The sequence below is a fragment of the Streptomyces sp. NPDC102402 genome, assembly GCF_044765765.1.
In the GTDB taxonomy this organism is placed as follows: domain Bacteria; phylum Actinomycetota; class Actinomycetes; order Streptomycetales; family Streptomycetaceae; genus Streptomyces.
Genome location: NZ_JBIWKR010000003.1, coordinates 58512 through 78594, shown reverse-complemented (window position 1 = coordinate 78594; position 20083 = coordinate 58512). Strand labels below are relative to the sequence as shown.

The 20083-nt window shown below is 72.6% G+C and carries 18 protein-coding genes and 1 tRNA gene; 15 read left to right on the top strand and 4 right to left on the bottom strand.

The genetic code is table 11. The features are described 5' to 3' along the window. The first annotated feature begins 208 nt into the window (after positions 1-208). Positions 209-1564, top strand: a complete 1356-nt coding sequence (locus ACIRJR_RS09975) for a tetratricopeptide repeat protein (protein ID WP_403776657.1) — start codon at positions 209-211, stop codon at positions 1562-1564. A gap of 62 nt (positions 1565-1626) precedes the next feature. Here the strand turns inward: ACIRJR_RS09975 and ACIRJR_RS09970 are convergent, their stop codons facing one another. Next, positions 1627-2223, bottom strand: coding sequence for a histidine phosphatase family protein (locus tag ACIRJR_RS09970; protein ID WP_403776654.1), 597 nt, complete (start codon positions 2221-2223; stop codon positions 1627-1629). A gap of 313 nt (positions 2224-2536) precedes the next feature. Between ACIRJR_RS09970 and ACIRJR_RS09965 the strand changes: the two genes are divergently transcribed. From ACIRJR_RS09965 to ACIRJR_RS09935, 7 genes are all read left to right on the top strand, one after another. Next, the gene (locus ACIRJR_RS09965; protein ID WP_403776651.1) at positions 2537-3484 is read left to right on the top strand and encodes a phosphatase PAP2 family protein; all 948 of its coding nucleotides are present in this window, start codon (positions 2537-2539) and stop codon (positions 3482-3484) included. Further along, complete coding sequence (locus ACIRJR_RS09960) at positions 3381-4565, top strand: hypothetical protein (RefSeq protein ID WP_403776649.1); 1185 nt, start codon at positions 3381-3383, stop codon at positions 4563-4565. The genes ACIRJR_RS09965 and ACIRJR_RS09960 overlap by 104 nt, the downstream gene beginning before the upstream one ends. Beyond that, positions 4556-6181 carry a hypothetical protein gene (locus ACIRJR_RS09955; protein WP_403776646.1) on the top strand — a complete coding sequence of 542 codons (1626 nt, stop codon included), beginning with the start codon at positions 4556-4558 and terminating at the stop codon, positions 6179-6181. Before ACIRJR_RS09960 ends, ACIRJR_RS09955 begins: the two co-directional genes overlap by 10 nt. Then, positions 6178-7512: an AAA domain-containing protein gene (locus ACIRJR_RS09950; RefSeq protein WP_403776643.1), complete on the top strand. Its 1335-nt coding sequence runs from the start codon at positions 6178-6180 to the stop codon at positions 7510-7512. The genes ACIRJR_RS09955 and ACIRJR_RS09950 overlap by 4 nt, the downstream gene beginning before the upstream one ends. Positions 7513-7586: 74 nt before the next feature. Further along, positions 7587-7928: a hypothetical protein gene (locus ACIRJR_RS09945; RefSeq protein WP_403776640.1), complete on the top strand. Its 342-nt coding sequence runs from the start codon at positions 7587-7589 to the stop codon at positions 7926-7928. Positions 7929-8232: 304 nt separating this feature from the next. Beyond that, a complete protein-coding gene (locus tag ACIRJR_RS09940; RefSeq protein ID WP_403776637.1) occupies positions 8233-8919 on the top strand; it encodes a hypothetical protein in 687 nt (228 codons plus the stop codon). Continuing rightward, positions 8910-8983: transfer RNA gene (locus ACIRJR_RS09935), tRNA-Lys, on the top strand. The genes ACIRJR_RS09940 and ACIRJR_RS09935 overlap by 10 nt, the downstream gene beginning before the upstream one ends. A gap of 58 nt (positions 8984-9041) precedes the next feature. On the opposite strand, the gene ACIRJR_RS09930 is transcribed toward ACIRJR_RS09935, so the two are convergent. Further along, positions 9042-10283, bottom strand: coding sequence for a M6 family metalloprotease domain-containing protein (locus ACIRJR_RS09930; protein ID WP_403776634.1), 1242 nt, complete (start codon positions 10281-10283; stop codon positions 9042-9044). 412 nt (positions 10284-10695) lie between these two features. On the opposite strand from ACIRJR_RS09930, the gene ACIRJR_RS09925 reads away from it, so the two are divergent. Further along, a complete protein-coding gene (locus tag ACIRJR_RS09925; protein ID WP_403776631.1) occupies positions 10696-12534 on the top strand; it encodes a putative bifunctional diguanylate cyclase/phosphodiesterase in 1839 nt (612 codons plus the stop codon). A 60-nt stretch (positions 12535-12594) separates the two neighbouring features. On the opposite strand, the gene ACIRJR_RS09920 is transcribed toward ACIRJR_RS09925, so the two are convergent. Both ACIRJR_RS09920 and ACIRJR_RS09915 read right to left on the bottom strand, forming a co-directional pair. Next, positions 12595-13695, bottom strand: a complete 1101-nt coding sequence (locus tag ACIRJR_RS09920; protein ID WP_403776628.1) for an LLM class flavin-dependent oxidoreductase — start codon at positions 13693-13695, stop codon at positions 12595-12597. Positions 13696-13805: 110 nt separating this feature from the next. After that, on the bottom strand, positions 13806-14570 hold the full coding sequence (locus ACIRJR_RS09915; protein ID WP_403776625.1) for a decarboxylase: 765 nt from the start codon (positions 14568-14570) through the stop codon (positions 13806-13808). A 223-nt stretch (positions 14571-14793) separates the two neighbouring features. On the opposite strand from ACIRJR_RS09915, the gene ACIRJR_RS09910 reads away from it, so the two are divergent. The 6 genes from ACIRJR_RS09910 (at position 14794) to ACIRJR_RS09885 (ending at position 20028) form a co-directional block, all read left to right on the top strand. Then, a complete protein-coding gene (locus tag ACIRJR_RS09910; protein ID WP_403776622.1) occupies positions 14794-15753 on the top strand; it encodes a D-2-hydroxyacid dehydrogenase in 960 nt (319 codons plus the stop codon). A gap of 219 nt (positions 15754-15972) precedes the next feature. Further along, complete coding sequence (ehuB, locus tag ACIRJR_RS09905; protein WP_403776619.1) at positions 15973-16875, top strand: ectoine/hydroxyectoine ABC transporter substrate-binding protein EhuB; 903 nt, start codon at positions 15973-15975, stop codon at positions 16873-16875. A gap of 19 nt (positions 16876-16894) precedes the next feature. Then, on the top strand, positions 16895-17629 hold the full coding sequence (gene ehuC / locus ACIRJR_RS09900; protein ID WP_403776617.1) for an ectoine/hydroxyectoine ABC transporter permease subunit EhuC: 735 nt from the start codon (positions 16895-16897) through the stop codon (positions 17627-17629). After that, the gene (gene ehuD, locus ACIRJR_RS09895; RefSeq protein ID WP_403776614.1) at positions 17626-18270 is read left to right on the top strand and encodes an ectoine/hydroxyectoine ABC transporter permease subunit EhuD; all 645 of its coding nucleotides are present in this window, start codon (positions 17626-17628) and stop codon (positions 18268-18270) included. The genes ehuC and ehuD overlap by 4 nt, the downstream gene beginning before the upstream one ends. Beyond that, positions 18260-19093, top strand: coding sequence for an ectoine/hydroxyectoine ABC transporter ATP-binding protein EhuA (gene ehuA, locus ACIRJR_RS09890; protein ID WP_403776611.1), 834 nt, complete (start codon positions 18260-18262; stop codon positions 19091-19093). Before ehuD ends, ehuA begins: the two co-directional genes overlap by 11 nt. Positions 19094-19269: 176 nt before the next feature. Continuing rightward, entirely contained in the window at positions 19270-20028 is a 759-nt protein-coding gene (locus ACIRJR_RS09885) for an IclR family transcriptional regulator C-terminal domain-containing protein (protein WP_403776608.1), read from the top strand. Positions 20029-20083 lie beyond the last annotated feature (55 nt).

The following is a 20083-nucleotide window of genomic DNA, read 5'->3' as shown; positions in this document are numbered from 1 at the left end:
CGCTCCGTCTCCGTATGGACCAACGCGCCGACGGCGTCAAGGGCTACGGCGGCACGCCGCCGCAAAGGGTGGCAGTTCATGGCGGATTGCGGGCGAGATGCCCGGTTTATAGGTAAACGCTGCGTGCGCGGTCCGTCACAGCAGGTACGTTCTTGCTCCGCCGGGACACCGGAAGCAGGAGCCCGGCTGCACCAGAGAGGGCCCCGCCATGGTGTCGACACGGGCAGTTCCCAACCTCGCCTTCCGGCGGCTGCGCGGACAGCGCTCCGCCGGAGAGTTCGCGGCCGCGGTCCGCAGGGCCGCCCGCGAGATCGGTGAACAGGTCGCGTGCGACGCCCGGTACATCGGGCGCGTGGAGGCCGGCGAGATCCGTTGTCCCAACTACGCGTACGAACGGGTGTTCCTGCACATGTTCCCCGGGGCGAGCCTCGAGGACCTGGGCTTCTCGGCCCGCGAGAGCGTGCGCGGCCGGGGGGCCCGCACGGCCGCCGTGCCCCCTCCCACCACACCCCCCACGCTCGACAGTGACATCCACGAGGAGAGCGACGTGCTGCGTCGCGTGTTCATGACCAGCGGTACCACCACGGTGGCAGCCGCGTCCCTGGGCCTGGGCGGCCGGCCGGCCGCCGCGGGTCCGCTCGCGGTGCCCGCGCAGCGCCGGGTCGGCGAGGCCGAGGTGAGTGCCGTCGAGAAGGCGGTGCGCCAGATCCGGCTGCTGGACGACCGGCACGGAGCGGACGGCCTCTACCGGCGGGCCTCCCAGCCGCTCCGGGCGGCGTACGCCCTGCTCGACTCCGGGACGACGACCAGGCGGAGCACGGCCGACCGGCTGCACGCCGGGGCCGGCGAGCTGGCGATCTCGGTGGGCTGGCTCGCCCACGACTCGGGGCGCTTCGAGGACGCGCGCTCCCATTACGCGGAGGCACTGGCGACGGCACGGCTGGCCGGGGACGCCGCGCTCGAGGCGCACGCGTTCTGCAACGCCTCGTTCCTGGCCCGTGACACGGGGCGGGCCCGCGAGGCCGTCCGCGCCGCGGAGGCCGGTCAGCGGGCGGCCCGTCCGCTGGGATCCCCGCGGCTGCTGGCCCTGCTGACGCTCCGGGAGGCGGGGGCCAGGGCGTGGCTCGGGGACCGCACGGGGTGCGAACAGGCGATCGGCCGGGCGCAGGTGGCGTTCGAGCGCGGGCCGGCCGACGCGGACCCGGAGTGGATGAGCTTCTTCCGGGAGGCGGAGATGGAGCTGCTGGAGGCACAGTGCTGGTCAGCACTGGGCGACTGGCCGCGGGCGGCCCGGCACGCCCGGCGGGCCACCCGGCTCCAGGATCCGCACTTCACCCGCAATCTCGCGCTGTACCGCGCGCAGCTCGCCGGTGACCTGGCGCGGGCGGGCGCGGCCGACGAGGCGTCGGCCGCGGGCCACGAGGTGCTGAACCTGCTGGACCGGGTGCAGTCCTCCCGGATCCGGGGGATGCTCTCGGGCACCGTGCGGGTGCTCCGGCCGCAGGGCGGTCCGGAGGTGTCGGCCCTCCTGGCCCGCTACGAGGAGCTGCCACCCGTCACCTGAGGGACACCCCGTCCGTCGGTGGCACGTCCGGGGCGGAGGCGCCGCACAGGTTAAAGATCAAGCTAGCGGTCCAGGTGGCCCGTGTCGTTCCAGCGTTCCAGTGCGGGGAGGCCGTAGGCCCAGCCCAGCACCGACAGGGAGGTCGGCTCGAGGCGGATCCGGGCGGCGAAGGACACGTCCTCGCCCAGCCACCGCGCCCCGATCGCCCGCAGGATGTGGCCGTGGGCGAAGACGAGCACGTCGCGCTCGGCGGACCGCGCCCACTCGACGACCTCGTCCGCGCGGGCGGAGACCTCGGCGAGGCTCTCGCCCCCGGGTACGCCGTCGCGCCAGATGAGCCAGTCCGGCCGGTCCGCCTTGATCTGCGCCGGGGTCAGCCCCTCGTAGTCCCCGTAGTCCCACTCCATCAGCGCGTCCCACGGCTCTGCCCGGTCGCCGAATCCGGCGAGCGCGCACGTCTCGGCCGCCCGGACGAGCGGGCTGGTCCGCACCTCCACACCGGGCAGGCCGCCCCACGGCTGCCGGTGCAGTCGCTCGCCGAGCAGCTTGGCACCCTCGCGGCCGGTGTCGAGGAGGGGGATGTCGGTCCTGCCCGTGTGATTGCCCTGGACCGACCACTGCGTCTGGCCGTGCCGGGCGAGCAGGATTCGCGGTGCCATGACGGCTCTCCCTGAAAATACTGAGATCCGATGATCCGGGGACCCTAGGATCTGGTGGGTCCGGGACAGCGGTGTCCGGGACGGCGACGGGGGCGCGAACGCGGACGGCCGGCTGGGGACCGGCGCGCGCGAGACCCGGCTCCATCATCTCGCACCTGCGGCACGGGCAACCTCCGGGGCGGCGCCCGCGTCCCTCTCAGCGCATGACCTGGGGTATCGGCCAGTGACGTGGCCCCGGGGGAAAACAGGGCATACGACCGCCGTACGGTTGAACGCCCGCCGTCGACCGCATGAACAAGGGGAGAGCCACCGGATGCCGCACGCCATCGCCGCGACACCGTCCTTCGGTCATCGGCCGCGCTGGTGGACGGAGCTGCCCCTGATCGCGGTGGTGTACGGGCTCTACTCGATGGGACGGCTGCTGGTCCGCGAGGACATACCCGCGGCGGTGGAACATGGGCTCGCGATACTCCGCCTGGAGAAGGCGCTGCACCTCAACGCCGAGCACCCGCTCAACCGCCTGCTGACGGCCCACCCCACGCTCGGCATACCCGCCGACTTCGCGTACGCCTCCCTGCACTACCTGGTCACCCCGGCGATCCTGGTCTGGATCTTCCGGCGCCGCAGCGCCGCCTACCGGGCGGCCCGCACCTGGCTGATGACCTCCACTCTCCTCGGGCTGGCCGGCTTCACGCTGATGCCCACCTGTCCGCCCCGGCTCCTCGACGCCCACCACGGTTTCGTCGACACGATGGCGCAGTACAGCGCGTACGGCTGGTGGGGCGCGGGCGCGAGCGCCCCGCGCGGACTCAGCGGGATGACCAACCAGTACGCCGCGATGCCGAGCCTGCACGTCGGCTGGGCGGTGTGGTGCGGCGTCCTCCTGTGGCGCCACGGCCGCCACCCGCTCGTGCGCGCCGCGGGTGTCGCCTACCCGCTGGTCATCGTGCTCGTGGTGATGGGCACGGCGAACCACTACTTCCTCGACGCCGTGGCCGGTGCCGCCGTGATGGCCGTCGGCGCCCTGCTGACCAGGCCCATCATGCGAATCGCGGACCGGGTCAAGGACCGGGTGAGGGCGGTGTCCGCCCGCACGCCCGCATCCCTCACCCCCACGGAATCCACGATTGTCAGTGACGGATGCAAGACTTCCGCGGGTGAGCGAATACCCGGCCAGCGGACCGCCTCCGCAGATTCCAGCGACCCGCGCAGCCGCTCCAGGGCAGAGGCCGACGACGACGCTCCGGCAGCGGCTCGCTGAGCTGCGCGGTCCGTCCGTCGCACCGCATCCGCTCGACGCACGCGCCCTGGCGGCGCTCGCCGCCAATCCGGGATGCAAGCGGCGCGCCCTGCTCGACGGCGCGGGCGTCGACAAGGCCGTACTGGCCACCGCACTGGGCTCCCCCGCCGCGTTCGGCCAGTCCCAGTTCGCGTTCGTCCGGGGCAACGCCTTCGAGGCGAAGGTCAAGGCCGACGGCGGCACGGAGCTGCTGCGCCTCCTGTTCGAACAGCTCGGCGGCGGAGCCGACGCACCGGCCGTCGCCGCGGTCCCCGATCTGACGGCCGCCGGCCCCGAGGGCCGCGCCGCGCGTACGGCGCTGGCGTTGCGCGAGGCCACGGCAGCGGGCGGCTGGGCACTGCTCGACCATCCGATGCTGGCCCTGGAGGTCGCGGGTTCGCCCGCCTACCTGGAGCCGGACGCCGTGGTGGTGCACCCCGACGGCACCTGGACGGTCGTCGAGATCAAGTCCTTCCCGATGATCGACGGTTCCGCGGACGCCGCGAAGGTCGGGGCGGCGGCCCGCCAGTCCGCCGTCTACGTCCTCGCGCTGGAGCGGATCGCGGCGGTGACCGAGGGCGCCGGAGTGGGGCACCGGGTCCTGCTGGTCTGCCCGAAGGACTTCTCCAACCTGCCGACGGCCTCCGTCGTGGACGTGCGCAAGCAGCGCGCGGTCACCAGCCGCCAGCTGGCCAGGCTCACCCGTGTCGAGGAGATCGCGGCTGCCCTGCCCGAGGGCACGACGTTCGATCCCGGCTGCTCCCCCGAGGAGCTCGGCGGCGCCGTCGAGTCGGTCCCCGCCGCGTACGCCCCCGAGTGCCTGGCCGCGTGCGAGCTGGCCTTCCACTGCCGGGCGAAGGCCCGCGCCGAGGGCGCGGTGGAGTCCCTGGGCCGGAGCGTGCGGGGCGAGCTCGGCGGCCTGACGACGGTCGCCGGGGTGCTGGCCGCCGCGGCCGGCAAGGAGGGCGACCCGGCGGACCCGACGGTGGCGGCCCTGCGCAGGGCGGCCGCCCTGCGGGCCGAGGCCCTGGCCGGAGTGGACGGCGGCGTCCCATGTCGCTGATCAGCACCCTGGCCCGGCTCGAGGCGGTCGACAGCGGGCGGGCCCAGCCGCTGGCCACCGTGCGCCACCGCCATCTGACCGGCCGGCCGCTCGTGCTCGTACCGCTGACGACCGCCGGTGAGGCGGGCGCCCCGCTCGGCGCGCTCGTGGGCACGGACCGCGCGGCGCCCCGCCTCCTGGCGGTGCCCCAGCCGCGCGACCGCGATCTGCGGTTCGCGTTCCTCGCCGAGCTGGCCGAGGCGGTGCTCCCGCACATCGAGGAGTACGCCGATGTCGTCGAGCCCGCCGAGCGCAACGAGGTCGATCCTGGGACGGGCAAGAAGGTCAAGGTCGAGGTCGAGCTGTGCGCGGACGCGGCGCAGCTGATCGTGCCCAGCAGGGCAGGCGTCGACTTCGTGCGGCTGCTCGGGCGGTCCATGCGCTTCCGGCGCACCGTCGAGGACGACCCGGACACGCCCTACCCGGCCCCCGCCCGCGTGCCGCTGCTCGGCCGATGGCTGACGCACTACGGGGAGCGGGCCAGGGTGCCCGGTTCCTCGCTGCTGCTGGCCGCGACCGACCTGCTGAACCGCCACTGGGCGACGGGCCAGAGCAGTCTGGAGGACCAGCACCTCGGGGCGCTGCTCGCCTGGGTCGATCCTCCGGACGGCGAGTCGGGTGCGGCGGCGGCCCTCCGGGCGGAGCTGGACCGGGACCGTGCCGGTCAGCTGCTCTGCCCGCCGGCCGGTCCGGCGACGGATCCGGCCTTCGACAACAGGCTGCTGGCGCCCGCGATCGAGCGCTACGACCGGGCCCGCACGGCGTACGCAGCCGCGGAGGACGCCCTCGAATCGGACACCCGGCTCGGTGAGCTGAACGGTGCCGAGCGGGAGATCAGGTCGCTGCTGGCGAGCGTGCTGCTGCCCACCTGGGACGCGGTGTGGCGGGGCCTCGACCTGCTGCGGGAGCTGCCGGAGGGCTCCCGCGCGGAGGACCGCTGGACCAGGGACCGGTGGTCGTTCACCGCGCACCGGGACCGGGTGCTGGCGGGCGAGCCCCCGCAGCCCCGCCGGGACGACGCGGTGACGGCGGCGCAGAAGCTGGCGTCGCGGGAGACCGCCCAGGCCCAGCTGGAAGCGCAGGAGGCGCTCGACGATCCGCTGGTGCTGGCGGGGCGCAGGCTCGCGGGCGAGGCGTTCATCGGGGAGGTGACGGAGGTGGAGATGGCGTACAGCGAGTCGAAGCGGCCCTCGCCGCGCCCTCTGGTCACGGTGCGCACCGGCGAGCGCCCGCATCTCGGTGAGCGCGCCAAGGTCTACCGTTCGCTGGACGGAAAGCCGCAGACGGCGGAGTTCGTGGGATACGCGGCCGAGGACGCGGAGTCCACCGGCGCGGTCCACCTCGTCCTGCGGATCACCGACCGGATGGGGCGGGGCAAGGAACCCTCGCCCGGCTCGGTTCCCGAGCCCGGCGACCGGATCGCCTGGACGCTCTTCGAGCACGATCAGCGGGGCGGCCCGAAGCTCCCCGACCCGGAGGACACCCCGTGGACCCACGGTGGGCCGCCGGGCGCCCCCGGCGGATCCGCCGGACCTGTCGAGCTGCCCGATCCCGTGACCGCGGAGGACCTCCTGTGACAGCCGTGACAGACCCGGGCGCCGCGGCGGCGAGGGCGACCGACGCGATCCTCGGCGACACCCTGCGCGGCACGGCGCGCGGCGTCGTGGTGGACTCGCCGCCGGGCGCGGGCAAGTCGACGCTCGTGGTGCGGGCCGCGCTGGAGCTGGCCGCGGCGGGCCGCCCGCTGATGGTGGTCGCGCAGACCAACGCCCAGGTGGACGACCTGGTGGTGCGACTGGCGGAGAAGGCCCCCGAGCTGCCGGTGGGCCGGCTGCACAGCAGCGACTCCGACCCGTACGACAAGGTCCTGGACGGCCTGGACAACGTGCGGAAGTCGGCGAAGGCCGCGGATCTGGCGGGCCTGGACATCGTGATCTCCACGGCGGCCAAGTGGGCTCACGTGAAGAACGTGGAGCCGTGGGGGCACGCGATCGTCGACGAGGCCTACCAGATGCGGTCGGACGCCCTCCTGGCCGTGGCCGGGCTGTTCGAGCGGGCGTTGTTCGTCGGGGACCCCGGCCAGCTGGACCCGTTCTCGATCGTGGGCGCCGACCAGTGGGCGGGCCTCTCGTACGACCCGTCGGCGAGCGCCGTCTCGACCCTGCTCGCGCACAACCCGGAGCTGCCGCAGCACCGGCTGCCGGTGTCGTGGCGGCTGCCCGCCTCGGCCGCGCCGCTGGTGTCGGACGCGTTCTACCCGTACACCCCGTTCCGCAGCGGTACGGACCACGGCGACCGGCGGCTGTCGTTCGGTGTGCCCTCGGACGGGTCGGGCCCGGACCGGGTGCTGGACGAGGCGGCGGCGTCGGGCTGGGGGCTGCTGGAGCTTCCGGCGCGGCACACCCCGCGTACGGACCCCGAGGCGGTCCGGGCGGTGGCGCTGGTGGTCCGGAGGCTGCTGGACCGGGGCGGCGCCGCGACGAGCGAGCGGGAGGCCGGCGCGGTCCCGGTGACGGCGGAGCGGGTCGCGGTCGGCACGGCCCACCGCGACCAGGCCGCGGCGGTGCGGGCGGCGCTCGCGGAGCTGGGTGTGACGGGCGTGGCGGTGGACACGGCGAACCGGCTCCAGGGCCGCGAGTTCGACGTCACCGTGGTGCTGCACCCGCTGTCCGGCCGGCCGGACGCCACGGCGTTCCACCTGGAGACGGGCCGGCTGTGCGTGCTGGCCTCGCGCCACCGGCACGCGTGCGTCGTGGTGTGCCGCGAGGGGGTGGCGGACCTGCTGGACGAGCACCCGTCGACGGAGCCGGTCCAGCTGGGTGTGACGGTGAAGTTCCCCGACGGCTGGGAGGCGAACCACGCGGTGCTGGCCCATCTCGCCGAGCACCGCGTGCATTGGAGGCCCTGATCCTGGGCATCGCTCTTGCGCCGGGCTGGACAATGGAAGGTGGCCGTCCGGCCGGCACGAGGGAGGAACACCACATGGCACAGTCCGAGCGGAACGAGCGGCAGAGGCTGCGTCCGGCGCCGCTGCTCTTCGAGCCGTCGGAGGCGGCGGCGGACCCGGAGCACTTCTTCGACCTGGAGTCGATGGAGGACCCGAAGGAGCTGCTCTCCCGCGCCACGGAGCTGACGCTCGCCTTCCGGGCGGCGACCGACCGGGCCGTGGAGTTCCAGGCGGTGGCCGCCGCCCAGCTCGCCGATCCCCGCCGCTTCGACCGGCTCACCCCCGCCGACATAGCCGAGCGCGCGGAGTGGACCGAGGACTACGCCAAGAAGATGATCGAGTTCGGCCGGTCCCTGCTGAACGACCCGGCACCCTGACGGCGGGCGCGGGCGACCGGCTCCGGCGGCCACGACCGTTCGCCACCGTGTTCGTTCACCGCCGCGTTCGTTCGCCCCCGCGTTCGTCCGCCACCGCGTTCGTCCGCCACCGTGTTCGTTCGCCACCGTGTTCGTTCGCCACCGTGTTCGTCGCCAGCGCCACCGTTCGCCAGCGCCACCGTTTCGCTGTCGCGGGTACACCTGCGGCATATGCCGCCGGGCAAGATACCCCGTCGCCCCACGCCCTGTCCGGCTTTCGGCGACTCTGGGCAACAGTAGCGTTACGGCCGGTAGACATGACGCCATGAGCGTATGGCTGAATGACGAAGCGACCCTGCGGACCGATGCCGCCCCGCACCACGGTGTCGACATCTTCGCTCTGCTCCGGGACCGCGCCGACGACCGCGCCGCTCAGGTCACGGCGTCCGGAGCGGCCTGGCTGGCGGGCTCCACGCCCTACCCTCGCAGCACGCTCTCGCAGTGGGAGTCGCGCCCCTCCTCGCCCGGCGTGCTGCCCTGCGGCTCCTCATTCGACGTCGTGAACGTCCCCGCGCTGTTCGGCAGGCGGATGCTGGAGCGGCTCTGGGCCGAGGGGCCCGGGTCGGGTCCGGTCGCCACGCACCGGGGCCGGATGCTGCTCTTCGCCTCCCCGGGTACCGCCCAGCGCCTGCCGTCCCTGCTGGCCTGGGAGGAGTGGGGCACGGGCTCCGCCGGCAGCCCGCGCGGGCAGCGGGGCGCACTGCCGCCGGTGCTCTGCCACGGCACGGGGGACGCGGTCACCGTCCCGCCCCTCACCGGCGGTGCGGACTCGGGCGGGCCCCGCTGGGTGGTCGCCCCGGACACCCGCAACCCCTGGCTGCCGGGCCCGGACGTACTGCTGTGGGCCTGTGTGCGGGTGTGCAGGTCGGCCGCGCCGTCGACCACCGGGAATTCGATTTTTCCTCCCGCCGATCCGGGTGCTAATGTCTACGACGTCACCAGGCGCCGTTAGCTCAGTTGGTTAGAGCAGCTGACTCTTAATCAGCGGGTCCGGGGTTCGAGTCCCTGACGGCGCACCGACGGAAGAAGCCCCCTCGCGGAAGCGAGGGGGCTTCTTCGTGTGCCTGCCCGGTCTCAGGTTCCGGTGGCGATCCGGACGGTCCAGGCTCCCGAGCGGGTCCGGTCGGCGACGTCGATGCGGATGCGCTCGCCCGGCACGGTGAAGCGCTCGCCCTCCCGGAGCGGGGCGTCCGCGAGGGGCGGGTAGACCGACCGGTCCCAGCAGGCGTCGGACTCGGGGTGGGTGTCCAGGACCTCGACGGGGCCGCCGCCGGACGGTGTCGCGTTGCGGATGCGGTAGACGAGCACCCCCTCGGTGCAGGTCGTCCGGTCGTTGCCCGTGGCACTGCGGGCCTCGATGGCCAGCGCGCTGTCGGCACCGGTCCTGACGACGGCGAGGCGGGTCCCGACGGACGCACCCGGCACGGGCACCTCGGCCATGGGTTCCAGGGTGAGGTCGGCGGACCCCTGCACGCACACGACCTCCGCGCCCTCCAGCCAGCCGAGCTTCCACTTGTGCCAGCCGAACAGATCGGGGGCCAGTCCGAACTGGCTGCCCATCACGTCCCAGTCCCCGACGTAGGTGTCCCAGTCGCCCTTGCCGTCCTCCGGCCGGTGGTAGAGGTCGGCCAGGTCGAAGACGTGCCCCGTCTCGTGCGCGAGGACGTTCCGGTCCGGCGGGTGCTCCTCGAAGACCGTGACGACGCGCCTGATGTCCGTGCCGTCGGCGCGCACCGGCCGGTCGAAGTTGACGACCTTGGTGGCGTCGGAGTCGACACCGGGCGCGTCCGGGTCGGCGACGAGGTAGACGATGTCGTGGGCGGAGAAGTCGGTCTGCTCGTCGGCGGCCTCGATCGCGTCCCGCAGGTAGTCGCTGCGCCGCTCCGAGCCCCAGTCGCGCTGTATGCCGTACCAGGTGGAGGGGCGCGGCATGCGGGTCCACTGCCGTTGCGGGTGGGCGCGCAGGGTGAACTTCCCGTACGAGGCGCGCTGGAAGAAGCGGGTGGTCGAGGGGAAGTAGTCGGCGGCCAGCACCTCGGGGGACACGACGGGCTCGGAGTCGGGGAACGCGAGGAAGACCATGACCGCGTCAAGGTTGCGGCCGGGGCGCGGGTAGGCCCCGTTCCAGGTGTCGAGGCCCAGAGAGTGGTGGGCCCCGGTCCTGGGCAGGGCGCACGGTCCCGCGTCACGTGACGCCGCCACGGCGGGGCCTGCGACGAGCCCGGTGGCGGCGAGCGCCAGGAGCGAGGTCAGGGCGGCCGCCGCGCTGCGCAGCCTCGGCCTCTCCACACCCCCGGATCCGTGCTGACGCGGCACATCTACCTCCGGGTGGCGAATGCGGGACCTGCCCTTCACCCTGTGCCGGTTCGGCGGCGTACGCCCTGTTGTGCTGCCCCACACGGGTCAACGGCGTCCGGATTGATCAGCCGAGATCGGACGGCCCCCCTCACAGAAAGTCACATTCGCTCACCCGGAAATCCGAAACCACCAGATCGGCGCAAAAGTGATCACCTGTGACCAAAATGCATGAGGGTGCCGCGCCCGGGACAGACGTGGGCCATGCGCGTGCGGCGTGTCCGAAACGAAGGCCGCGCTGGAACGGCCGACGCGCCACCCTCTATGCTTCACCTCGATTTCCTGCGTGGTTCCCGCCTCCGGCGCGGCACTCCACGCCACGCCCCTGCCCGGCCACACCTGTTCACGACGATCTGCACAGTGGGAGCGAGCGGTGAGCGGAACCTCCGAAGGGCCGATCCCCCGGGCGGGCGTGTCCCCCGGAACCGGGCCACCGGATATCACTCAGCGTGAACGTCAGGGTTCGGACGTCTCCGAGCTGCGCGACTACCGCGCCGCGTTCGCCGCCGCCGCGCTCCCGATGGCCGTCGTGGACCGTCTCGGCAGGATCGTCAGGCCGAACGAGGCGCTCGGCGGGTTCCTCGGTGCCGATCCCGCGTCCCTGACCGGGCAGCTCGCGGCCGGCCTCGTCGGTCTCACCTCGGACAGCCCCACCTGGCAGGCGTACACCGAGGTCCTGCGCGGCACCCGTCCCCGGCTCCGCTGCACCCGGCGGCTCAAGCACGCCGACGGCAGGCCGCTGTGGGCCGAGGTCACCGTCGTGCCGATGGGCGACCCGGGGACCGGCGCGGGCCGTGCGCTGCTGTCCGTCTCCGACGTCAGCGACCGGCGCGAGCTGCGGGAACGGCTGCGTCATCTGCGGATGCACGATCCGGTGACCCGGCTGCCCAACCGCACCCTGTTCTTCGAACGGCTCACGGCCGCCCTGGAGAGCCCGCAGCCCCAGGACGGCTCACCGCCGCACCACGGCCGGATCGGTCTCTGCTACCTGGACATCGACGGCTTCAAGGCGGTCAACGACACCCTGGGGCACCGCACCGGCGACCGGCTGCTCGCCGCCGTGGCCGGACGGCTCACCGACTGCGCCGAGGCCGACGACCACCGCACCGGCGGCCATCTCGTGGCCCGCCTCGGCGGTGACGAGTTCGCGATCCTGGTGGACGACTCCTCGGGTACGCGACAGCTCACCGATCTCGCCCGCTCGGTGCTCACCGCTCTCCAGCGGCCCTTCGAGGTGGCGGGGCACAGGCTGTCGGTCTCCGCGTCGATCGGGGTGGTGGAGCGTGCGTCGTCCGGCACCTCGGCGACCGCGCTCATGCAGGCCGCGGACACCACGCTGTACTGGGCGAAGGCCGACGGCCGGGCCCGCTGGACCCTCTACGACGCCGAGCGCAACGCGCACCGGATGACCCGGCAGGCGCTCTCCGCCACGCTCCTCCCGGCCGTCGAGCGCGGGGAGTTCACACTGGAGTACCAGCCGCTGGTCGGCATGGCGGACGAGGTCGTACGGGGTGTGGAGGCCCTGGTGCGGTGGAACCACCCGCGGTTCGGGCTGCTGGCGCCGAGCCGCTTCGTCCCGATCGCCGAGGAGGACGGCACGATCGTCCAGCTCGGCCGGTGGGTGCTGCGCACGGCCTGCCGCCAGGCCCGCCGCTGGCAGCTGGAACACCCGGACGAGCCCGCGCTGTTCATCAGCGTCAATGTCGCCGTGCGGCAGCTCCGGGACTCCGACCTGGTCGCCGACGTGGCGGAGATCCTCGCGGAGACGGGCCTCGAACCCGGCCTGCTGCAGCTGGAGCTGACCGAGTCGGCGGTCATGGGGTCGTCGGGCCGGCCGTTGCGCGTGCTCCAGGCGCTCAGCGACATGGGCGTCCGCATCGCGATCGACGACTTCGGCACGGGCTACTCCAACCTCGCCTATCTCAGCAGGCTGCCCGTCTCCGTGCTGAAGCTGGACGGCTCCTTCGTGCGCGGCTTCCGCTACGAGGACGGCGCCCACCCCAGCCCGGCCGACGAGACGATCGTCGAGGCCATGGTGCAGCTGGCGCACCGCCTGGGCCTGACGGTCACCGCGGAGTGCGTGGAGACCTCGGGCCAGGCGGAGCGGCTGCGCCGGATCGGCTGCGACACCGGCCAGGGGTGGCTGTACTCGCGTGCGGTGGCCCCGGAGCGGATCGCCGAACTGATCGGCACCCGGTCCCCGGAGGGCTGACCGGCCACCCCGGGGAGCCGGACGCGCGGTCACACCGCCACCCCGGGGAGCCGGACGCGGTCAGCCCGCCGAGGGCAGCCCGTAGGCGTCGGCGATCAGCTCGTACGAGCGCAGCCGGGCTTCGCCGCCGTGCGCGTTGGCCGTGATCATCAGCTCGTCGGCGCCGGTCCGCTTGGCCAGGTCGTCCAGTCCGCCGCGGACCTCGTCCGCCGTGCCGTGGACGATGTCCTTCAGCCAGCCGTCGACGAATTCGCGTTCCATGGGGCTGAAGTCGTGCGCCTCCGCCTCCTCGGGGGTCGGCACGAGGCCGGGGCGTCCGGTGCGCAGGCGGACCATGGACAGGGCTCCGGTGAGCACCTGTCGCCGGGCCTCGCGCTCGTCGTCGGCGGCCAGGGCCGCGACCCCGATGAGGGCGTAGGGGGCGTCGAGCACCGCGGAGGGCCTGAAGGACTCCCGGTACAGGTCCAGGGCCGGGACCGTGTTGCGGGCCGAGAAGTGGTGGGCGAACGCGAAGGGCAGGCCCAGGACACCGGCGAGCCGGGCGCTGAACCCGGAGGAGCCCAGCAGCCACACGGGCGGGCGGCCGGGCGACTGCACCCCGCCGGGCGAGGTGGCCTGCACGGGGCCGGGGACGGCGTGGATACGGGCGTAGGGGTGCCCGTCCGGGAAGTCGTCGTCCAGGAAGCGGGTCAGCTCCGCCAGCTGCTGAGGGAAATCGTCGGCGCCCTCGTTCAGGCGGTCCGTGCGCCGCAGGGCGGCCGCGGTGGCGCCGTCCGTGCCGGGCGCCCGGCCGAGGCCGAGGTCGACACGGCCGGGGGCCATGGCCTCCAGCGTGCCGAACTGCTCGGCGATCACCAGGGGAGCGTGGTTGGGCAGCATCACGCCGCCGGAGCCGAGCCTGATGCGCTCGGTGTGGGCGGCGAGGTGCGCGAGGATCACGGCGGGGGACGAGGAGGCCACGCCGGGCATGGAGTGGTGCTCGGCCACCCAGAAGCGGTGGAAACCGCGGCTCTCGGCGAGCTTGGCGATGTCCACACTGGTGCGCAGGGCCTGGGTCGCCGTGCGGCCCTGGCCCACGGTCACCAGGTCGAGCACGGAGAGGGGCACGGAGGCCGTCCCGCCCGCTGTGCCGCGAATCTGGTCGCCTCGGTTCTCGTCCACGTGTTCGGCCTCTCCGGTGCTGCGTCTGTGTACCGGAGGGTGCAAACAGGAGGATGGCTCCGCTTATTCCCGCGACGCCTGTTCCCCGCGCCCGCCTTCGCTCCGACCGCTCACTCCCGCACCTCGATGCCCCGGGGCTCGGAGGCGCCCAGCGGGGGCTCGCGGGTGGCGAAGAGGGTGCCGAGGGTGGGGGCCCAGATGCGGCGCTCGGCCAGCCGGAGCCCTTCCCAGACGGCCACCTGGTTGGCGGTGAGGACGGGCTTGCCCAGGAGTTCCTCCAGCTCGGGGACGTACGCGGCGGTGTGCAGGGCGTTGTCGGGGAGGAGGACCACCTCGGCGTCGGGGTGGTCCCCGGCCACGGCCAGCTCCTTCACGAGCTCCACGTCCGCGGCGGCCGCCTCGGAGGCGCCGATGATGCCGCTGCCCCGGGTCGCCGCGACCTCGACGCCTCCGGCCTCCAGGAAGCCGGCGAACAGCGCGGCGACGTCCTCGGAGTAGGTCGCGGCGACCGCGACCCGGGAGGCGCCCAGCTCGCGCACCGCCTGGACGAAGGCGACCGACGTACTGGACGCGGGGAGCCCCGCGGCCCTGGCCAGCTCCGCCGCCTGTTCGTGCGCGCCGTCCCAGCCGTAGGCGAAACTGGCGCCGGAGCAGGCCCAGACAAGCGATTCGGCACCGGCCATCCGCAGTTCCTCGACTCCGGCGGCCAGCCGGTCGGGGGTGCCCGCGGCGCGGAGGTTCTCGGCCCTGCGGGCGTCCTCGTCGATGTCGGTGTGGAAGAGCGGCACTCTGATGTCGCTGTCGAGCATGACCTCGATCCGCGGGAAGTCGTCCTCCGCGGCGTGGCCCGGGTAGAGAAGTCCTACGGTCGTCATGTCCATCCTTCCCGTTCGTCCGGATGTCCTGGGGTGCTCGTGTCACCGGTGCCCCTGCCTGGGACAAGTATTCCCCTTTCAGCCCCGTATCGTCGCCCGCAAAGGCCCTGACCAGCGGTTCCTCCCGCGGCACGGATGCCTGGACGGTGTCCGCGCGCCGTCTCCCGCGGCACCGGGGCCGGGTTGACGGGCATGCCCCGCGGTGCGAGCGTGGGCGTTCCTGATGACCACTCCCGTGATCCTCGTCCTGGACGCCGACCCGCCACCGCGGCTGGGCCGGCTGACCGGCCGGGCCTCCGTCCGGTACGCCGACGAGCGGACGCTGGCCCGCGAGCTGCCCGGGGCGGACGTGCTGCTCGTCTGGGACTTCACCTCCGACGCCGTCCGCGCGGCATGGCCCGGCGACGGACCCCGCCCGCGGTGGGTCCACACGGCGAGTGCCGGCGTGGACCGGCTCCTCTGCCCGGAGCTCGCCGCCTCCCCCACCGTCGTCACCAACGCCCGCGGCGTCTTCGAGCTGCCGATCGCCGAGTACGTCGCGGGGCTGGTACTCGCCTTCGCGAAGGACCTTCCCCGCACGCTGGAGCTCCAGCGGCGGCGCACGTGGCGCCACCGGGAGACGCGGGGGCTCGCCGGCAGCCGCGCGGTGGTCGTCGGAGCGGGCCCCATCGGCCGCGAGATCATGCGGCTGCTGCACGGCCTGGGCGTCCAGGTGGCACTCGTCGGCCGTACGGCGCGTCGCACCATCCACGGCATCGAGGACCTGGACCGGCTGGCGGCGAGCGCGGACTGGGTGATCTCCGCGGCCCCGCTGACGGACGCGACGCGCGGGATGTTCGACGCCCGCTTCTTCGGCCTGCTGCAGCCCTCCGCCCATTTCGTGAACGTGGGACGCGGTCCGCTCACCGTCGAGGGGGACCTGGCCGAGGCGCTGCGCAGGAACTGGATCGCGGGCGCCGCCCTCGATGTGTTCCAGGAGGAACCGCTCGGCCCGTCCAGCCCGCTGTGGGACGTGCCCGGCCTGCTGGTCTCCCCGCACATGAGCGGGGACACGGCAGGCTGGCGGGACCGGCTGGGTGAGCAGTTCGTGTCGATGTACGAACTCTGGGCCACGGGTGAGCCGCTCCCCAACACGGTGGACATACAGCGCGGTTACGTCCCCTCTCCGGACATCCCCGGCTGATCGGGCCGTCATGACGGCCAGTCATGAACGCCTCCACCGCGGGAAACACACCCCGCACACCGGCCGTCGCCCTCCGCCCATGACGAGACACGGGAAGGTCACCCTCCGGCCACCGTTCGGTTACATGGCAGCGCTTGCTGCATAGAAGTCCGGGATCGGGCAGGTGCTCACCCTGTCCGGACTGTTCGACACCCCGATTTCTCCAGGAGATTGCGAACCATGGCTGACTTCCCTCACCTGTCCCGTCGGGGCTTCCTCAATCGATCGGCGGCCGTGGGAGGTCTGCTCGTCGTCCCCGGCCTGCTCTCCGCGTGCAGCAAGACCGACGCCGGCGCCGCGGACGGCGAGGGCGCGCTCGACAAGCTCCGCAAGCAGGGCTTCGTCCGGGTCGCCTACGCCAACGAGGCCCCGTACGGCTACATGGAGGGCAAGGAGCTCAAGGGTGAGGCGCCCACCCTCCACCGGGAGATATTCAAGGCCCTCGGTGTCGAGGAGCTGAAGCCCACCCTCTCGGAGTGGGACGGCCTCATCCCCGGTCTCCAGGCGGGCAAGTACGACGTGGTCAGCGCCGGCATGGCGATCACTCCCGAGCGCTGCGCCAACGCCCTCTTCTCAGAGCCGGAGTTCATCTCGCCGACGGCCCTGATGGTGAAGAAGGGCAACCCGAAGAAGCTCACCGACCTGGCGTCGGCGAAGGCCGCGGGGGTCACCGTCGGCGTGATGTCGGGCGCGGTGGAGGCCTCGTACGCCAAGGGCGCCGGCATCGCCGAGGGGAAGATCAAGACGCTGCAGAAGCCGCAGGACGGCGCGGACGCGGTCAAGGGCGGCCGGGTCGACGCCTTCCTGCTCACCGGCATCTCCCTGCGCTGGCTGGCGAAGACCAACCCGGACACCGAGGTGACCGAGGCCTTCGTCCCCGAGCTGGACGGGAAGCAGCAGTTCTCCCCGGGCGGCGCCGTGTTCCGCCAGGGCAACGAGGACCTGCGGGACTCCTTCAACCGCGAGCTCAAGAAGATCGTCTCCGACAGGTCGCGCTACGTGGAGCTGCTGCAGGAGTACGGCTTCGGCGCCACGGAGGTCCCGCCGGCCACGCTGAAGACCGCCGACCTGTGCAAGGGCTGACGGGGGCGGACCACACCGTATGAGTGACTTCTTCTCCACCTTCGCCGACGAGTTCCCCCAGATCGGGTCCGGCTTCTGGGTGACGCTGCAAGCGACCGTCCTGGGTTCCCTGCTGGCACTGGCCCTGTCGTTCGCCCTCGGTCTGATGGCGGGCAGCGGGCTCCTGCCGGTGCGCGGCGTCTCCCGGACCGTCGTGGAGTTCTTCCGCGGCACCTCGCTCTACGTCCAGCTGTTCTGGTTCTACTACGCGATGCCGCAGCTGACGGGGTACGAACTGACGCCTCTGCTCTGCGGGGTGGTCGCTCTCGGCCTGAACTTCGGGGCGTACGGCTCCGAGATCGTGCGCGGCGCGATCAACTCCGTGCCGCGCGCCCAGTACGAGGCGGCCGTGGCACTGAACATGTCGCCGTTCCACCGGATGCGGAAGGTGATCCTGCCCCAGGCCTGGGTGCAGATGATCCCCTCCTTCACGAACCTGCTGATCCAGCTGCTGAAGGCCACACCGCTGCTGTGGCTGCTCTCCGCGGCGGACCTGATGACCGCGATCGAGCACGTCCGCAGCCTGACGGGCGAGAGCCTCGCCGCGTATCTGCTGCTGCTCGCCGTCTACTTCGTTCTCGCCTACGCGCTGACGCTGCTGATGAACCTGCTGGAGCGGTCCGCCAAGCGGCGCCTCGGCCTGCACACCGGCGCCCGGGGACTGTTCAGGACCCGTAGCGCCGAACCCGTCACGACGGCCGGAGGCACCCGGTGAACCAGACATTCGACTGGGACGCCGCCGGCGAGGCCCTTCCCCTGCTGCTCGAAGGGTTCCGCGTCACCCTGCTGGCGACCGTGCTCGGCACGCTCGTCGCGGCGGTGCTCGGGCTCGCCATCGCGGTGGCCGGACGGGCACCGTCCCGCTTCGTGACGGTGCCCGTGAAGGCCGTCATGGAGTTCGTCCGCTCCACCCCCCTGCTGGTCCAGCTGGTGGGCGCGGTGGCCGTGTTCCCCACCGTGGAGCCGCTGACCACCGGCATCGTGGTGCTGGGCATCCACTACGCCACGTACACCTCCGAGGTGTACCGGGCCGGGATCGACGGGGTGCCCAAGGGGCAGTGGGAGGCGTGCCGGGCCCTGTCCATGTCGCCCGGGCGGACCTGGCAGGCGGTGATCCTGCCCCAGGCGGTGCGCAACGTGCTGCCGGCGCTGGGCAACTACGCAGTCTCGATGTTCAAGGAGACCCCGTTCCTGGCCGTGATCACGGTGCAGGAGATGGTCTTCGAGGCCCGGAAGTACGGGGCCGACCACTTCGCGTACACGGAGGCGTGGACGCTCGCCGGGCTGATCTTCCTGGTCGCGAGCTACCCGACCTCGCTGCTGATGAGAAAGCTGGAGAAGCGCCTTGGCCACTGAACCCGCCCCCCTCAGTAAGATCGCGGACGCGGCCGGGGACCCCCTGGCCACGGGCGTCGAGCCGCTGGTCCGCTTCGACAAGGTCGTCAAGCGCTACGGCGACCATGTGGTGCTGGACGAGCTGGACTTCAGCGTGCGGCGCGGCGAGCACGTCACGCTGATCGGGCCGAGCGGCTCGGGCAAGACCACCATCCTGCGACTGCTCATGACGCTGGAGAAGGTCAGCGACGGCGTCATCTGGGTCGACGGCTCCCCGCTGTCCCACGTGCGCACGCCTTCCGGATCGCTGAAGCCCGCGGGCGAGAGGCAACTGCGCGAGTCCCGGAAGAAGATCGGGATGGTCTTCCAGCAGTTCAACCTCTTCCCCAACATGAAGGTCCTCCAGAACATCACCGAGGCACCGGTCAACGTCCTCGGCATGGAGAAGGAGGTGGCGGAGATCCGTGCCCGGGAGCTGCTCGACCTCGTCGGGCTCTCCGGGAAGATCGACGCACACCCCTCCCAGCTCTCCGGCGGCCAGCAGCAGCGCGTGGCGATCGCGCGGGCGCTGGCGATGCGGCCGGAGATCCTGCTGCTCGACGAGGTGACGTCCGCGCTGGACCCCGAACTCGTGGCCGGTGTGCTGGACCTGCTGAGCGACATCGCCAGGACCACCGACATCACCATGCTCTGCGTGACCCACGAGATGAACTTCGCCCGGGACATCTCGGAGAAGGTACTCATGTTCGACGCGGGCCGGGTCGTGGAGTCCGGCACCCCCGAGAAGATGTTCACCGACCCCGAACACGAACGTACGCGCGAGTTCCTCAACGCGGTGCTGTGACCTCGCCTTTGCCACAAAGCTCGTGACCTAGGCATATGCCGAAAGGGTGCGCCCCAGCTGACGGTACCGGGGCGCACCATCAACTCCCCGACGCCCACTCCAAATCGGCCATTCGGCGACTATCGTGGGTCGTGAGCTTGAGGTCACAACCTGGTAGAGGCCCTGAAGGGGGAACCGTGGCGTTGAAGCCCGAGCCGAAGGCGCCGTTCCATTCGGTGCAGTACGCCTTGCGCGTGCTCGAGTCCGTCTCCACGCACGGCAGTGGGGTGACCGAGGCCCGGATCTCCCGGGAGACGGGCCTGCCTCCCGGGCACCTCACACCCCTCCTGCTGACCCTGCGCCGCGAGGGGTACGTCGAACAGGTCGCCGACGGCGCGTACATCGTCGGTTCCTCGCTCCTCGAACTCGGCTCCGGCGCGGCCCGTAGGCGGGCCCTGGAGGCGAGGCTCCAGCAGACGCTGGTCCAGCTGCGGGATTCGGTCGGTGCGGCGGTCTACGTCAGCCGCTACGTCGACGGGGAGATCCGGGTCACGCAGGTCGCGGACGGTCCACGCACGCCCGCCGTCAACGAGTGGGTGGACTTCCGCTCGGCGGCGCACGCCAGCGCGATCGGGAAGTGCCTGCTGACGCAGCTCGACCAGAACGGCCGCCGCGACCACATGGCGCGGCACCGGATCGCACGGCTGACGTCGAGGACCATCACGAGCGAGAAGGTGCTCTTCTCGAAGCTGGACAGCCAGCCCGCGACGGTGCCGGTCCTGGACCTGCAGGAGTACGCCATGGGCACGGTGTGCGCGGCGGTCCCCCTGACGGCCGGGTCGTCGGCGGGGTGCCTGGCCCTGTCCCTGCCGATCGAGCACGCGCACCGGCTGCGTGCCGCGGCCGCCACGCTCAACCGGCGTGCGGCGCCGGTGCTCCTGTCGCTGGCCCTCTGATCCGATCCGTTCCGGGCACGCCGTGTCCCCGGCCGCCACCGGGCGGCCGGGGACA